Source organism: Methylophilus medardicus (assembly GCF_006363955.1).
Classification (GTDB): Bacteria; Pseudomonadota; Gammaproteobacteria; order Burkholderiales; family Methylophilaceae; genus Methylophilus; species Methylophilus medardensis.
The window spans coordinates 232016-246900 of the sequence record NZ_CP040948.1 but is presented as its reverse complement, the minus strand read 5'-3'; the positions used below and the strand labels follow the sequence as shown (position 1 = coordinate 246900).

18 protein-coding genes and 1 riboswitch are annotated in these 14885 nt (G+C 51.1%); of the genes, 9 read left to right on the top strand and 9 right to left on the bottom strand.

What is annotated here, in order from left to right; translation table 11 throughout:
* Positions 1–31: 31 nt before the first annotated feature.
* Entirely contained in the window at positions 32–1204 is a 1173-nt protein-coding gene (locus FIT99_RS01135) for a GGDEF domain-containing protein (RefSeq protein ID WP_140002151.1), read from the bottom strand.
* Positions 1205–1265: 61 nt separating this feature from the next.
* Positions 1266–1730 (bottom strand): EVE domain-containing protein, encoded by a 465-nt coding sequence (locus tag FIT99_RS01130; RefSeq protein ID WP_140002149.1) that lies wholly within the window; start codon positions 1728–1730, stop codon positions 1266–1268.
* 68 nt (positions 1731–1798) lie between these two features.
* On the opposite strand from FIT99_RS01130, the gene FIT99_RS01125 reads away from it, so the two are divergent.
* Complete coding sequence (locus tag FIT99_RS01125) at positions 1799–2158, top strand: DUF2237 family protein (protein WP_140002147.1); 360 nt, start codon at positions 1799–1801, stop codon at positions 2156–2158.
* A gap of 276 nt (positions 2159–2434) precedes the next feature.
* On the opposite strand, the gene FIT99_RS01120 is transcribed toward FIT99_RS01125, so the two are convergent.
* Positions 2435–2737: a cell division protein ZapA gene (locus tag FIT99_RS01120; protein ID WP_140002145.1), complete on the bottom strand. Its 303-nt coding sequence runs from the start codon at positions 2735–2737 to the stop codon at positions 2435–2437.
* A 2-nt stretch (positions 2738–2739) separates the two neighbouring features.
* Positions 2740–2976, bottom strand: a complete 237-nt coding sequence (locus FIT99_RS01115) for a hypothetical protein (protein ID WP_140002143.1) — start codon at positions 2974–2976, stop codon at positions 2740–2742.
* Positions 2977–3066: 90 nt separating this feature from the next.
* Positions 3067–3277, top strand: a riboswitch (cobalamin riboswitch).
* Between the two features lie 159 nt (positions 3278–3436).
* Between FIT99_RS01115 and FIT99_RS01110 the strand changes: the two genes are divergently transcribed.
* The 7 genes from FIT99_RS01110 to FIT99_RS01080 all read left to right on the top strand — a co-directional run bounded on the left by FIT99_RS01110 (position 3437) and on the right by FIT99_RS01080 (position 8793).
* Positions 3437–5407 carry a TonB-dependent receptor family protein gene (locus FIT99_RS01110; RefSeq protein WP_189524765.1) on the top strand — a complete coding sequence of 657 codons (1971 nt, stop codon included), beginning with the start codon at positions 3437–3439 and terminating at the stop codon, positions 5405–5407.
* A gap of 61 nt (positions 5408–5468) precedes the next feature.
* On the top strand, positions 5469–6041 hold the full coding sequence (locus FIT99_RS01105) for a hypothetical protein (protein WP_140002139.1): 573 nt from the start codon (positions 5469–5471) through the stop codon (positions 6039–6041).
* A gap of 45 nt (positions 6042–6086) precedes the next feature.
* The gene (gene bluB / locus FIT99_RS01100; RefSeq protein ID WP_140002137.1) at positions 6087–6761 is read left to right on the top strand and encodes a 5,6-dimethylbenzimidazole synthase; all 675 of its coding nucleotides are present in this window, start codon (positions 6087–6089) and stop codon (positions 6759–6761) included.
* A complete protein-coding gene (locus FIT99_RS01095; RefSeq protein ID WP_140002135.1) occupies positions 6758–7567 on the top strand; it encodes a cobalamin-binding protein in 810 nt (269 codons plus the stop codon). Before bluB ends, FIT99_RS01095 begins: the two co-directional genes overlap by 4 nt.
* Positions 7560–8087, top strand: coding sequence for a bifunctional adenosylcobinamide kinase/adenosylcobinamide-phosphate guanylyltransferase (gene cobU, locus FIT99_RS01090; RefSeq protein ID WP_140002133.1), 528 nt, complete (start codon positions 7560–7562; stop codon positions 8085–8087). Before FIT99_RS01095 ends, cobU begins: the two co-directional genes overlap by 8 nt.
* A 2-nt stretch (positions 8088–8089) precedes the next feature.
* The gene (locus FIT99_RS01085; protein ID WP_140002131.1) at positions 8090–8317 is read left to right on the top strand and encodes an RNA-binding S4 domain-containing protein; all 228 of its coding nucleotides are present in this window, start codon (positions 8090–8092) and stop codon (positions 8315–8317) included.
* A 140-nt stretch (positions 8318–8457) separates the two neighbouring features.
* Complete coding sequence (locus FIT99_RS01080; protein WP_140002129.1) at positions 8458–8793, top strand: hypothetical protein; 336 nt, start codon at positions 8458–8460, stop codon at positions 8791–8793.
* 24 nt (positions 8794–8817) lie between these two features.
* On the opposite strand, the gene cobC is transcribed toward FIT99_RS01080, so the two are convergent.
* The 4 genes from cobC to FIT99_RS01060 form a co-directional block, all read right to left on the bottom strand.
* On the bottom strand, positions 8818–9384 hold the full coding sequence (cobC, locus tag FIT99_RS01075) for an alpha-ribazole phosphatase (RefSeq protein ID WP_140002127.1): 567 nt from the start codon (positions 9382–9384) through the stop codon (positions 8818–8820).
* The gene (locus FIT99_RS01070; RefSeq protein WP_140002125.1) at positions 9381–10172 is read right to left on the bottom strand and encodes an adenosylcobinamide-GDP ribazoletransferase; all 792 of its coding nucleotides are present in this window, start codon (positions 10170–10172) and stop codon (positions 9381–9383) included. The genes cobC and FIT99_RS01070 overlap by 4 nt, the downstream gene beginning before the upstream one ends.
* The gene (cobT, locus tag FIT99_RS01065) at positions 10169–11215 is read right to left on the bottom strand and encodes a nicotinate-nucleotide--dimethylbenzimidazole phosphoribosyltransferase (protein ID WP_189524764.1); all 1047 of its coding nucleotides are present in this window, start codon (positions 11213–11215) and stop codon (positions 10169–10171) included. The genes FIT99_RS01070 and cobT overlap by 4 nt, the downstream gene beginning before the upstream one ends.
* Before the next feature lie 138 nt (positions 11216–11353).
* Positions 11354–12814, bottom strand: a complete 1461-nt coding sequence (locus FIT99_RS01060) for a DegQ family serine endoprotease (RefSeq protein ID WP_140002123.1) — start codon at positions 12812–12814, stop codon at positions 11354–11356.
* Positions 12815–13028: 214 nt separating this feature from the next.
* Here FIT99_RS01060 and FIT99_RS01055 point away from each other — a divergent pair, with 214 nt between their 5' ends.
* Positions 13029–14174: an HPP family protein gene (locus FIT99_RS01055; protein WP_140002121.1), complete on the top strand. Its 1146-nt coding sequence runs from the start codon at positions 13029–13031 to the stop codon at positions 14172–14174.
* On the opposite strand, the gene FIT99_RS01050 is transcribed toward FIT99_RS01055, so the two are convergent.
* Positions 14162–14611 (bottom strand): DUF2721 domain-containing protein, encoded by a 450-nt coding sequence (locus FIT99_RS01050; RefSeq protein WP_140002119.1) that lies wholly within the window; start codon positions 14609–14611, stop codon positions 14162–14164. The genes FIT99_RS01055 and FIT99_RS01050 overlap by 13 nt on opposite strands.
* Between the last annotated feature and the right edge of the window lie 274 nt (positions 14612–14885).

Below are 14885 nucleotides of genomic sequence, written 5' to 3'. Positions count from 1 at the left end.
GGCAGATAATTCCCTCAAGGCCGCTTGCCGTTTAGTGATTCGCAATAAAGACGCGGTTACGGCCTTGTTGCTTGGCGGTGTAAAGCGCGGCGTCGGCCATTTTCATCAAATGCGCCAGTCCTTGCTGTTCGCCGATTTGGGTCACCGAGACCAAGCCAAACGAGGCGGTGTAGTGTATGTGTTCACCCTGATCACTCATCACACTGTGGTCAATTTCAGACCGTAGTCGCTCGATCACGCGGGCAGCTTCATGCACATCAGTCATGGGCATGAGAATCCCAAATTCTTCACCACCCAGCCGGCCGACCATATCGCTGGTGCGCAAGGCATTGACGCAACGAAGACAAAAATTCTGCAAAATCAGGTCACCCGCATGGTGTCCATATTGATCGTTGATTTTTTTAAAATGGTCAATATCGACCATCACAAAGGAAAAAGGCGACTGATAGCGCTGACTGCGGCGGATTTCGGATTCCAATTCCTGAATGAAGTGCCTGCGATTGGCGATCCCAGTTAAAAAGTCAGTAAAAGCAAATTTGTCGGCTTCAATATGCAACTGATAAATACGCCAAGCGACAAATATTCCCACCGCTAAAAATAGGCTCAACAGCATTGCTGCATAGGTCAATCCGTGCGAGCTATGTCTCTCAAGACGATGCTGACTCTCGTTGACATATTCGGTGGCCCGTTGATTGGCCCGGTTGAGTATGCCCTCGTTCAAGCCTGCCACCTCTGCAAAACGCGCAGTCCATTCAGTCTCAATCAGACGATTAGCGGCTTCAAAGTGGGTTGCAGCCAATTGTTGCAAAATCTGATCACGCGTTTGGTTAAGCAGAAGCAACTTTTGTCTAAGTAGTGACACCTGATGCGGCTCGCCGGCATCCGCCTGCGCCATCACCTGAATTTTTTGCTGCGCCAATTGCTGGCAGGCTTGAATATAGCTGGCTGTTTGTTTTAGCTGCTCGCGATCCGCTTGAATCAAGGTCGCATACAGTAAGCTGCTGCGCACTTGATAGAGATTCGCCTCTAGGGCCAATGCCGCGTTCGCAACGGCAAAAGGTTGTTCATACAGCTTGCGCGTGGTCTGATGCATTTCACGCATGCTGGAAAAATAAATCCACAAAAACAGCAGCACGCCCACAAAGGCGATCAGAAACCCTGCAATCAGGATGTAAAGTACTGCTTGTTTCCGTTGTCTTTTCATGACCAGTTTTGCCTTGGTTCACTCGACTCAGATTAGGGTATGGTATCGCTGTTCGTCAGCATCACTCATTCAGCCAAGCCGAAATAAATGCCCATTCTTTAGGATCGACAGGTGTAATCGACAAACGGTTCCCTTTTTGCAGGATGCGCATATTGGCCAAGGCCGGCATTTCACGCATTTGCTTCAAACTCAGCAAACGCGTTTTGCGCACCAACTTGACATCCACATTGACCCAACGAGGGTTTTCTGGGGTAGATTTTGGGTCAAAATATTTATGTCCCGCCACAAACTGAAACTTGTCTGGATACGCCAGTTGGCTCACCTCACACAGACCGACAATGCCCGGTTCAGCGCAATTAGAGTGATAAAACAATACGCCATCGCCTACTTGCATCTGATCACGCATGAAATTGCGTGCCTGATAATTGCGAATACCATACCAATCCACTGTCTGGTCTGGAAACCCTGCCAGATCATCAATGGAAACATCCGAGGGCTCGGATTTCATCAACCAATAACGCGCCATGCTTGAAAGCCTTCTTATGTCGAACAAATGCCAGTATCATAAACCAAGTTATAGTTCAGCTGACAATCATGGCAAAAAACGTTCTTGGTACCCTACTCATTCCCTGCAGCATGCAACCACTCACAGGGTTTGTGCGTGACGGCTGTTGCGGATTTCATCCGGAAGACCCCGGCAGACACACCATTTGTGCCGAAATGACCGATGAATTTCTGGCGTTCTCTCAAGCACAAGGGAATGATTTATCCACCCCAAGACCAGAGTATGGTTTTGCAGGCCTGAAGGCTGGAGATCGTTGGTGTGTGTGCGCTAAGCGCTGGCTGGATGCGAGCGAGGCTGGATATGCGCCGCCAGTGATTTTGGAATCCAGCGAAGAAAGCTGCTTACAAGTCGTCAGCTTGGCTGACCTGATGTATCACGCATTGCGCTGATAAAACAAACAAGGGATGTGCTAAGGGGTTACCTGAGCCGCTAATCCTGAACCAAAAAAGTTCAGGTGGTAACAGCCTAAGGTACATTAGGTTCGCACGCCAAGGGGATCTTAAAAGACCACCCAACTTAGTGCGATCTCACAGCACCTGATGAGCCGAAACCTATAACAAAGACTAGTTCAAGGAATTTTGGACTCAGGCAACGCCTTAGCACACCTAATAATGATACGCCATTTCAACCACAATGACGGTGAAAATTTTGTGAAATGAAGCGGGTTACAGCAGCTTATGCTGACCTGACAACACATCATCAATATGCTGTTGCATATCAGAAATACGTTTTTTGACCTCACCCACATCTACACCGCCGCTGCGCGTGTTCAATAGCTCATGCGTAATGTTAAGAGCCGCCATAATGGCAATACGTTCCACACTCACCATTTTTCCGGCATCTCTAATCTCACGCATCTTGCCATCTAGGTAACCCACCGCTTGCAGCAGGCTGTCGCGCTCTTCATCGGTACACGTCACACTGAACGCGCGGCCCATGATTTCAATATCAATTGGTTTGCTTGCCATGGTTAAAGGCCTTCCTCTGGCAATGCAGACAACAGCCGCTCCAGTTGCACACTGGCCTGCGTCATATTCACCTTTAACGATTGTGACTCTTGATGCAGACGCGTCACCTCTTGACGTAACTCTACGTTTTCGTCGCGCAGCTGGGCGCACAAAGCAATCAACTTTGTCACACGCTCTTCAAGACTTTTTAAATCGGCATCCATCGGCCCATTATCTTTTAAAAAAATGAGTGTGGTCAATAGCTAAGCGCATTTTTTCAAAGTAAATTGATAATTTAAAGCCAACGACCAAACCTCGCTAGGCTGGCAAAAAAGCAGGCTTTCGACTACACTAGCGCCCAGTTGTCAGGTGTCCTCACTGTATTTCTACAGTCAGGGTGAAACTGGGAAACAGGTGCGTGAACCTTTATTCGCTAATCCTGTGCTGCCCCCGCAACGGTAAGCAAGTGCGGGTCTATCCATACGCCACTGAGTGCAAACTTGGGAAGGCGATAGATCAAAACTTGCAAGCCCGGAGACCGGCCTTACAACCAACCACATGGAAATACCGCGGGGTGACGGTGATTCGAATGCAAAGCTGCTTAATGGTCGCTTTCGCTTTTCAAGTTTTCTATCCTTCCTTAATGGCACGAAACTGCCAGGTGTTTCCTTTTTTTATGCATTCGCATGCGGGGTCGCATGTGCAATCACGGAAACTAACATGAAAAAAATACTCCTCGCCAGTTGTGTCAGCCTGGCCTCAAACACCCACGCTTTTAGCGCTGAAGAACTTCAGCTGAATGAGGTGGTGGTGACTTCAAATCGCTTTGATGAAAATACAACCACGCCCAGATCAAATGTGCGCGTGATCAGCAAGCAAGAAATCATGAACTCGCCTGCCATCAGCATCCCTGATATTTTGCGCATGCAAGCAGGCGTGAATGTGCGCAGTCTTTACGGCAACCAGGGCATTGATGCTGGGGTCGACATGCGTGGATTTGGCGAATCCGCCACTGGAAATGTGCTGATCCTTCTCGACGGGCAGCGCCTGAACCCAGTCGATGGCGGTAGCTTGCAGTGGGCGTCGATCCCGCTGCAATCCATCGAGCGAATTGAACTGTTGTCCGGGGATGGTACGGTACTCTATGGTGATCGGGCCACAGGTGGCGTGATCAATTTAATTACCAATAAATCTGGTAAACCTGCGGCCGCTTTAACTGGCACGCTTGGCAGTTATGGTTATAAAGCGGCGGACGGTTATGTCGCAGGCTCTTCTGGCGACCTCTATTTCAATACGTTTATACACAGCGCGGATGCCAATGGCTGGCGTCAAAACTCAGGCTTTAACCAATGGTCATTGAGTGGCCGTGCAGGCTTGTGCGCAAACGACCAAGACAGTTTTATTGATTACGCCATCTACCGATCAGAAAATGGTTTACCAAGCAGCATCAGTAGCGCGATGTACCGCGATCAGCCGCGTTCAGCAAGAACACCTTTTGACAGCCAAACCAAAGAAGGCTACCGAATCAGACCAGGTACCAACATCAAGATCAGCGACCGCTTGGAGTTTGCAGCAGAATTTGCAATCAGCAATATGAAAACACACTTCAACAACGTGTCATTCAATAGTACCTCTGCTCGCGATGCTGACACTTACGCACTCACCCCTCGGTTTAAATGGTCACATGGTCTTGCCAATCTCGAGAGCGTCAGTGTGCTTGGTTACGACTACTACCGTGGCCTGGTGAACGCGGACTACCATGGCGGCTACGCCAATGGCAAAGCAACACAAGAGAGCAATGCGATTTATTGGCACAACGACACTGCGCTGACGCCACATTTAAGCTTAAGTAGCGGCGTAAGATATCAAGCCACCGATCAAAAGGCCGCCCAAGATGCTTACGCACCCTTTGCAATGCCAGCCGTTACCGGCAAAAAAACCAATTACAATGATGCTTATGACCTCGGTTTGAACTACCATGAAGAACATTGGAGCATCTATGGTAAAACCGGCAGTAGCTTTAGATTAGCCACTACCGATGAATTGTTTGGTTCTGACCCCATCACATTTCAGCCGTTATTTTTTGGCAATATCATCAAACCGCAAACGGCCAAGACTTTTGAAATTGGCACAACGTTCAAGTCCCAAGATTGGGATGGCCGTCTGGCCGTTTACCGAGCGAATATCCACAATGAGATTGGCTATGACGGTAACTTAGGCGTCAATACCAACTTTGACCCAACGCGTCATCAGGGAGTCGAGGCCGAATTGGGCTGGAAACCTTCCGCGACCTTGCATTCAAAATTGAGTTACACCTACACCGAAGCTAAATTTACGCGCGGCAACTACCAAGGTGAAACGATTCCGTTGGTGCCTCGCGATATGTTGCGCGCACAAGTCAATTGGCAGAGCCCCGGTTACGGTCAATATGTCGGACAAATCAATTATGTCGGCGAACGATTTGTCAGTGGCGACTATGCCAACACGCTCAATAAAATGCCTTCGTACACCACAGTCGACTTGAGAGCGAGCTGGAACATTCAGGCCATTCAGCTCTCGCTTGTCGCGCAAAACTTGACTGACAAGAAATATGCGCCTTATGGCATTTATAGCACCTCTCAAAACGACTACTATTACTTTCCTGCCGATGGTCGTTCGTTTTACCTGAGTATGCGCTACGATTTTAAATAAGCCTTTTTTGCGACTGACTGCTGTCAGTGATATCATGCGATTTATATTTACGGAGTGATCAATGAACGTTTTAACCGATAAAAAATCCGTACTTGTTGCAACAATGTTGGCTGTTGCAATGTTATTGACCCGCGGTAGCCATATGTTGACGCCATTCTCGTTGCCAGATGCCAGCGTCATGCTTTTTTTGCTGGGTGGTTTACTGCTGCGTCATGTCGGCTGGTTTGTGTTGTTTTTCTTGCTCGCAGCGGTCATCGACTTTGGTGCTGCGGCGATTGATCCGGCACAGGGATTTTGTTTAACGGATGGCTACTGGGGCATGGTGCCCACTTATGCAGTCATGTGGGTGGGTGGCTTGTGGTTAGCAAAACAAACTAAGCCATTCGCGATGGTGCCATTCGTCACGGTTTCATTGCTGACTAGCGCAATCGCTTTTGTCATCTCTACACAGAGCTATTACCTTTTTTCTGGACGTTTTCCGCAGACAGGTCTGTGGTCATCGTTACAGCACGGCTGGGAGTACATGCCCGCGTGGATGCTGTACACCGTGGTTTACATTGGCTTGGTGTTTGTGGTGCGGCAATTGGCTATCTGGCTCAAGTTTCCGCTTCTCGAATCCAGCCACGTTGCCTAAATTAAATGTCATTCTATAAAGCCGCTTGATGCGGCTTTTTTTATCATGAACAACTTTGCTTATTCAACCTCTGAACGAGAAGCCATTTATAAGGTGATCGCCGAGCGGCGCGATATGCGCCACTTTTTGCCAACGCCTATCGCCCCTGAATTGTTGCAAAAGCTACTGCAGGCTGCTCACCATGCGCCCAGCGTCGGGCTGATGCAACCTTGGCGTTTTATTCGTATTAGCGACACTGATTTACGCCAACGGATACATGCATTGGTGAATGAAGAGCGCAAACAGACGGCGCATGCAATCGGTGAAGTTGAAGATTCTGCCCGCATGGCAGAGTTCATGCGGCTCAAAGTAGAAGGCATACTCGACTGCGGTGAAGTGCTGGTAGCCACCTTATGTGACCAACGTGAACAGCATATTTTTGGGCGGCGCACCTTGCCTGAAATGGATCTGGCCTCGGTCAGCTGTGCGATTCAAAACTTATGGCTGGCAGCGCGTGCCGAAGGCATTGGCATGGGCTGGGTGAGCTTGTTTGACCCAGCAGCGCTGGCCACATTACTTGGTATGCCTGCTGGCGCAAAACCTGTGGCCATTTTATGCCTCGGCTATGTCAATACGTTTTATAAATCGCCTATGCTGGTTGAAGAAGGTTGGGCAAGCGAGCGGCCATTGCATGAGATGTTGATGGAAAACGGCTGGGACCACTCAGCGACGCAGCCATGAGTCGCTGGCCGGAACGCATCGTCTGCTTAACGACAGAAACGGTGGAGGTGCTGTATTTGCTTGGTGAGCAAGACCGTATTGTGGGGATCTCAGGGTTTACCACGCGCCCACCGCTTGCCCGAAAAGAAAAGCCAAAAGTCAGTGCCTTTACCAGCGCCAATCTCGACAAGATTTTGGCACTGCAACCGGATCTCGTGCTTTGTTTTTCAAACCTGCAGGCTGAGATTGCCGCCGCGCTGATTCAAGCGGGTTGTCAGGTTCACGTGTTTAACCAGCGCAGCCTCGATCAAACGCTGCAAATGATTTTAACCGTGGGCGATTTAGTCGGTGCCAGCGACAAAGCGCAACAACTGGTCGCGGGGTATCAAGCGCAATTAACCAATGCTCGCCAGCAATCAGCCCACTGGGTGCGCAAACCCAAGGTCTATTTTGAGGAGTGGGATACCCCCATGATGTGCAGTATCCGCTGGGCTGCCGAGCTGATTGAAGCCGCCGGTGGCGAAGATTGTTTTCCCGAACTGAGCCAGTTTCACAGCGCCAAAGCACGCCAAGTGACGCCCGAGCAAGTGCTCGCCCGTCAACCAGACATTATCATCGGCTCTTGGTGTGGCAAAAAATTTCAGCCAGCCAAAGTGGCCGCTCGCACTGGCTGGCAAGCGATGCCAGCCATACGCGACGCACAAGTGTTTGAAATTAAATCAGTAGCTATTTTGCAACCAGGACCAGCCCTATTTAGCGAAGGATTGCCTCAATTACAGGCGATCATCCAACGCTGGCATCACCAATACGGAGCGATTCATGCCTAGCCATTTGATCTTAGGGGGCGCGCGCAGTGGTAAAAGTGCCTACGCCGAGCGCTTGGCGTCTGCGTTAGAGTTACCTGTCACCTACATCGCAACGGCACAAGTCTACGACGACGAGTTTGCCAGCAGAGTAGCCCACCACAAAGCACGCCGCCCACCCTATTGGCAGTTGCTAGAGGCGCCATTTCAGCTAGGAAAAACCCTGCTCGAGCATGACGCCCCTGAACATTGCTTCATCGTCGATTGCCTAACCTTATGGTTAGCGCAATGCATTTGCCCGGACTGTGATAAACCAGCACACCTAGACTGGCAGACCGAAAAGCAAGCCTTGCTGGCCGCATTGCCACAACTACAAGCCCATGTATTTCTAGTCAGCAACGAGGTTGGCATGGGCATTGTGCCTATGGGTGAAATTAACCGCCAGTTTCAGGATGAACAAGGCCGATTGAATCAAGCGGTTGCCCAAGTGGTCGAACGGGTGAGCTTTGTGGCGGCCGGCTTACCATTACAGTTAAAAGGATAACCATGGAAATATTTACATTGCGCGGTGAACACATTGCTTTGTGCGATTTACTCAAACTCACGGGCATCGCAGACAGTGGCGGCCAAGGCAAAAGCATGGTGGCTGAGGGCTTGGTCAGTGTGGATGGCCAGATTGAGCGGCGTAAAACCGCTAAAATCCGCGCTGGGCAACAAATCTCAGCCTTTGGTCAAACCGTTCAGGTGGCTGCGCCCGCCAGCGATCAGGCTTAAAGATTGCTGCATCCAATGTGGAAGCTCACCCGTATAGAAAGAGGAATAGGAAACGTCATGCATCACGAGGGTTTGCGCGATGACACGTTTTTTTACGATCAGCGCTTAAACGCGACGCTAGAAGGATTTAAAAGGACACCATGCGCACACTGTTATATGGTTTTATTTTGTTATGGGTGAGCCACACCTGCCATGCACGCACCGCATTACCCCAGATTGCACAAGGCAGCGCTTACCTGGCAGCCAAACAGCAATTAATGGCGCAAGGATGGCAACCGGTGGAAAATCTGGCTATTGAACGCAGTAGTTTATATGCGCAAGAAATCCACCAGCAGGGCTTAGTCGAGGTGGTCGATTGTATTTCGATGGAACTCGATGCTTGTCGTTTTCGCTTTAAAAAGCAGAGCCAAACCATTGAGATTAAAACCATTACGCGCCAACTCACCGTCGACCAAGTGCAGCCTGTCAAAAAATAAACTGCGTCGCGGATGCGTTAGCGCTTAGCGATTCACAAACTCAATTTTTGGTACCGCGCCCGAAAAATCTAACCGCGTCAGGCTGGCGTAATCGACATGAAAGCGGAATAAACCTTTGAGCGGCATGTTGAGCACATGCGCGATCAACGCTCGGATCATGCCGCCATGCGTCACGACCAACAAATGCTGGCCGGCATGGCGACTGTGTGCCTCGTTCAAAAAGTCCACACCACGCTGTTGCAAGGCGGCAAAGGTTTCCCCATTGGGCGGTGCCAGTTCGGCATAGTTTTGTGCCCACACATCAAACACGTCGCGCGGGATCTCTGTCCATGGCTGCATCTCCCAGTCACCAAAATGCAGCTCTTTCAAGCGTTCATCATGCAAAATTGAATCAAAGCCTAACGCATGCGCCAGTTTGCTACAACGCTGCAATGGGCTGGCATAAACGGCATCAATCTGCTCATGCAACAGCTTTTGTTGCAGGGTTGAAAGCTCATTGGCAAAATGCACCGATACATCAATGTCGCTTTGCCCGTAGCATACGCCCTCAGCGATTTGTAAACTGGTGTGGCGGACTAAAGTGAGTTTCATGCTAAATGCTCCCAAGCAAGCAAGCCTAAATAAAAAGCGAGTTCAGTGAGTTGTTGGGTCGCGCCGAGGGTGTCGCCGGTATACCCCTGCAAATGCCGCAGGATGAGCCGACGCCACCACAACCAGACCAACAGCACGGGTATGGCCGTGAATAGTTGAAAACGGATGACAGTAAAAAGCGTGTGATTGATGCCCAGCATCAAGCTAAAAACCAGCCAGCATAGGGTGCCAAAGAGGATCGCGTAAGCTAAATCTGGTCGGGTCAATGCGGTTGCCAACGGCTTGGACTTGCCAGCAAATCGCACATAACTGGCGGTTGCCATGATGGCGACCGCAGCCAAACGACTTAACGCGTGTGCGGCAATCATGGCAAATGGCAACATCGCAGGACTCAGCGCGGATAAGGCCTGAAACTTAAACAGCAGCATACCGATTAAGGTAATCACGCCAAAACTACCCAGCCGGGAATCTTGCATGATCTCCAGCTTGCGTGCACGGTCCATGCCTCCGCCGAGGCCATCTGCACTGTCCGCCAGCCCATCCTCATGAAACGCACCGGTCATGTAGATGGTCGTCGCCATGCTGCATAACACGGCCAACGCAGGCGGAAACACGAGGCTAGCCAGCCACCAAACCGCTGCCGCCAACAGGCCAATGAATAAACCCACCAGCGGAAAGTATCTGGCGGCATGATTGAGGTCCGTCTCTTGAAAATCAGGCAATGACGGCACGGGAACGCGGGTGAAAAACCCGACCGCGAGCAGAAAGTATCGCCATTGCAACTTCACTGAATCTGCCCACTCACCCCAGCGCTATCAAAGCTGGCCATGTCATTTAAAAACGCAACTGCCGATTGCAATAAAGGATACGCCAACACCGCCCCAGTGCCCTCGCCGAGACGCAATCCGAGATGTAACAACGGTTGCGCATTCAAGTGTGACAGCATCGTGGCATGCCCGCTCTCATCTGAGCAATGCGCAAACACGCAATAATCAATCACCTGTGGATAGCGCTTGGCAGCCACTAGTAGCGCGGCTGTGGCAATAAATCCGTCAATTAACAAGGTGCATCTTCCCTCTGCGCCAGCTAACAGTGCACCCACCATCATGGCAATTTCAAAGCCGCCAAACACAGATAACACGTGAAAGGGGTCTGCTGCCGAGACATGATGGGTTTGCAGTGCCGAGGTTAACACCGAGAGTTTGTGTTGCAGACCCTTGTCACTTAAGCCGGTGCCACGCCCGACGCACTGATGCATGGGTAAATCGCACAGCACACTCATCAGACAGCTGGCGCTGGAGGTATTACCGATGCCCATCTCGCCCAGCGCCAATACATTACTGCCTTGTGCAATGGCCTCACGGGCAATTTGAGCGCCACGGGTAATCGCTTGTTCGCATTGCGCGGCCGTCATGGCTGGCTGATGCCTAAAGTTGACCGTGCCCATACCTACTTTGGCATCCACGAGCATTGGATGCGGCTGGAACATCGCATTGACGCCACTATCGACCACATGCAAATCAAACCCATGTTGACGGGCAAATACGTTAATTGCCGCGCCCCCATTGAGAAAATTAAGCACCATCTGGGCAGTCACTGCTTGCGGATAGGGACTCACCCCCTCAGCAACGATGCCATGGTCCGCCGCAAACACCAGCATGGTAGGCTGCTGTAGGCTAGGCTGTTGGGTTTGTTGCACCAACCCCAGCTGCAAGGCAAGCGCCTCCAGACGCCCTAACGCACCGATGGGTTTGGTTTTCTGGTCGATCTGCTGGATCAAGGCTGCGCGCAAAGTCGCGTTGTGGGTGGGCTCGATGTGAAATGTCTGCATAGGGCTTATTTTACCGAGCAAAATGAAAAGCGTCCCGACATTCTGTCAGGCCCTGCTGCGTTTTGCCCGTTTGACTTCACAGTATCGGAAAAAACCCCGCTTTCGCGGGGCAGGCTGTTGCGGTCGACACCGTTGAGATCAACTGATTTTGACGGGTACATAAATCTTGTTCTCACCACGCATGACTAACAGAGCCACGTTTTTAGCATGTTGCGACAATTTGTCCTGCAACTGAGAGACACTTTTTACTTGGTCCCCGTTGACGGCCAGAATCACATCCCCGGCCTGAATGCCGGCCATGGCAGCCGGGCCTTTAGAGACTTGTTCTACCAATAAGCCTTGCTTAAGCTGGGTTTGCGACAACTCTTGTGCGTTGAGCGGTCGCACACTGACGCCAAGTTTGGGTTGCTGACTATCTGGCACGGCAGCCGGTCCGGCTTGCGCCGTTTGCATTTCATCAATGCGCACCGTCAATTTTTTAAGTTTTTTACTACGCCAAACCTCGATGCTGACGGTACTGCCCGGTTTCACACTGGCGACCATCGGCGGCAGATCGCTTGAGCGGTCTATCGCTTGCCCATTAAACTTCACAATCACATCTCCCGGCTCCAATCCGGCTTGATCCGCCGGGCCATTTTTTTCAACATTGCTGACCAGCGCACCATTGGGCGATGACAAACCGAACGAGCTGGCCAGGTCCTGGTTGATCGACTGCACGCCGATACCCAGACGGCCACGGCTCACTTTGCCTGTCTCCAGCAACTGCTGTTCTACCCCCATCGCGACATCAATCGGAATGGCAAATGACAAGCCTTGGTAACCACCACTGCGGCTATAAATTTGCGAGTTAATGCCAATCACTTCGCCATTCAAATTAAACAATGGCCCGCCAGAGTTCCCAGGGTTAATCGCCACATCGGTTTGTAAAAAGGGCACATAGCCTTCATCGGGTAACGCCCGTGACTTAGCAGAAATAATGCCGGCAGTGACCGTATTATCGAAGCCAAACGGTGAGCCAATCGCCACCACCCAATCCCCCACATTGCTATTTTTAGTGCTGCCAATATGCACGGTGGGCAAATCTTTGGCATCGATTTTCAATACCGCGACATCGGTTAATGCATCCACGCCGATGACTTTGGCTTGAAACTCGCGCTTGTCAGACAACCTCACCGTGACGACATCGGCTTTATCCACCACATGGGCATTGGTCAAAATAACGCCATCCGGCTTGACGATAAACCCAGAGCCCAAGCCACTCATGGGCGTTTCAGTTTGTGGCAAATTGGGTTGAAACCGACGAAACAGTTCAAACATGGGGTCATTGGGGTCCATGCCGGGAATACCCGCAGTTTTAACGGTGCCGGTGACACTGATGTTGACCACCGCGGCGCCTTGACTGGCCGCGATGCTAGCGAAGTTTGGTAGGGTGATATAGGCACTAGGTGCGGTCATCGCTTTTACCGTCACCGGTGCGGTGGCTTGCGCATGATTGACCAAAGTATTGCCCTTGATCCAGTAACCCGCACCGAATAGTGCAGCCACCGCTAATGGAACAGTCACCCAGTGGGTAAGTCTTGATTGTAAGAATGCTTGCATGACAACGTCCTTTCTTGCTTTTTTGGGGTCGTTGGCTCTTGATTGATCACCAGAGCCTCTGCGCTTATGAGCGCTCAATCTGGGGCAAAGTTTCAGCGCGTTTGTATCCGCATGTATCCAGCTGGCACCTGCCCTGCATGGCACTTTTGTAGGCCGAAATCCTTGGCCAGACAGGGTGCGTGATACACTGCATTTTTATTTGAATGGTCTGCAGATGACAGTGTTTTCGTCTTTTGTACAACGCTTTTGGCCGCGGCGGATGACCGGTAGCTTGCGTGACTATGCACGCGCAGCCGTGGGTGCAGGGATTGGCATTTTGTGCACGGGCTTGATCGCGCAATGTGTGGTGCCGATGGATTGGCATAGCATGGTTTTTTTAATCGCGCCGATGGGCGCCTCGGCCGTGATTTTGTTTTGCCTGCCCTCGAGCCCGCTCGCGCAACCATGGGCGTTGCTGGCCGGGAATACGGTGGCTGCGCTGGCCGGCGTGTTTTTTTATCAGTTATTGCCACAACAATGGGTGTGGGCCGCTGCGCTGGCCATGTTCAGTGCCATCGGATTCATGTTTGTACTGCGCTGCCTGCACCCACCGAGTGGCGCGGTGGCATTAACCGCCGTATTCGGTGGGGACGCGATTCATCAGCTTGGCTATGGGTTTGTCTGGTGGCCGGTACTCGCTAACAGTGTGTGTCTCGTGATCTGCGCTTGGTTGTTTCATACGCTGACCGGTTACCGCTATCCGGCGGGCCATCAAGCCGCAACGCCCATCCCGCCCAACCCGATGCAATACCAGTTTGGCTTCACCCCTGAGGACTTGCAAACCGCATTGGGCCAATACCATGAGGTGCTGGATATTCACCCTGCGCAATTACAGCGCTTGCTGCAACAGACGGAACTCATCGCCTACAAGCGTAAATTAGAGGCGATTGAATGCCAGCACATTATGCGGCCAGCGCCACACACGCTTGAATATGGCGATGCACTAGAAACAGCCTGGCCATTACTCTTCACACAACCAGAGCCGGCGATCCCCGTCGTGAACAAGGCACAACTGGTGATCGGTCTGTTGAGTGTGTCTGATTTCATGCGGCATGCAAACGCAGACAGCTATCGAGAGGTGACGCCCGCACTAAAAAGACTCATCCGCTGGTCGCCCACCACCCACAGCAATAAACCGGAGGTGGTCGGACAAATCATGCAAACCCCAGTGATGACGATTCCTGCACACATGCATCTGGTACATACCATTCCGCTCATGACCAGCCATCATTTGCAGTTACTGCCGGTGGTTGATGCCCACAACAAACTGGTGGGCATCCTGACGCAAACCGATATTATTCGCGCGCTCTACGCAGAATGATGTGCGGCTTTGTCGCGTTGCTGAAAAGGCACAATCACTTCACGCGATGCCAACACAATCTCGCGCAAAAAGCATAACAGCGCGAAAATCAGTGAAGCCATCGAGATAATAAAAGACACCATCACCAGATGTGGCAAGCGAAAACCGGTCTCTACTGAAATAAACATGCTGGCAATCGACACGCAAATACACAGTGCAGCGAACGTTGCCAAACCAATCGCGCGCCGCAACCATTTGGTCCGACGCACAATAATCCTCAACTCATCTTTAAAACGCTCGCGTTTCTCCTCTGGCGTATCCGTGAGATAACGGGCGCGGTCTATCGAGCGCCCCAGGCGTCCGATCAGCACGCCTAAAATCGACCCGATGCCTGTCAATAAAAAAACGGGCGCCACCGCATCGCGGATGGCTTCTGAGACACTGTGGATTTCAATCATGGTATTTATCATAGGGCTGGGCGTTCAACGGAATTTCAGGCAGGCCAATATGCACCAATTTGGAAATTTACGCACCATAAAAAAGCATGGGCATTTTAGCCAGCGAAAAAGAAGGGGGTTAGGGGTTAGTTCAACAGTTTACAAGCGATTTTCACGCCAGCTTTTCGCGATTAAAGGATGAATCGTTGGATAAAAGCATTTTTCTTGCCATTGTTTTTCAATTCAAAGCCTGCAAACGGGAACCGTTTTTGCTCTAAAAGCTTAGGGAACCATA